Annotated in this window: 1 protein-coding gene; it reads left to right on the top strand. The window is 70.5% G+C overall.

The features are described from left to right. Positions 1–237, top strand: a 237-nt coding sequence (locus FVA95_RS30405) for a CoA transferase (protein WP_193564469.1), incomplete at both ends; no start/stop codon positions are given.

Genomic DNA, 237 nt, shown 5'->3' with positions numbered 1-237 from the left:
GCCCACCAGTGGAGCCTCACCATGTACACCCACACGGGTGCCGTGAAGCGGCGGTGGGGGCGGCGCTTCGGCGAGTCGTTCCACCCGATGGGGCCCTACCAGACCGGCGACGGTGGCTGGATCGCCGTCGGCGCGGCGAGCCGCGACCAGTGGGACAACTTCTGCATCACGACCGACACCGTCGAGCTGATGGCGGACGAGTCGCTGTACTCGGCCGCCGAGCGCTTCGAGCGGTGC

This window comes from Pseudonocardia sp. EV170527-09 (assembly GCF_008369905.1).
GTDB lineage: Bacteria > Actinomycetota > Actinomycetes > Mycobacteriales > Pseudonocardiaceae > Pseudonocardia.
Note: the sequence above shows the minus strand (reverse complement) of the source record. Positions and strands in the feature narration are given on the sequence as shown.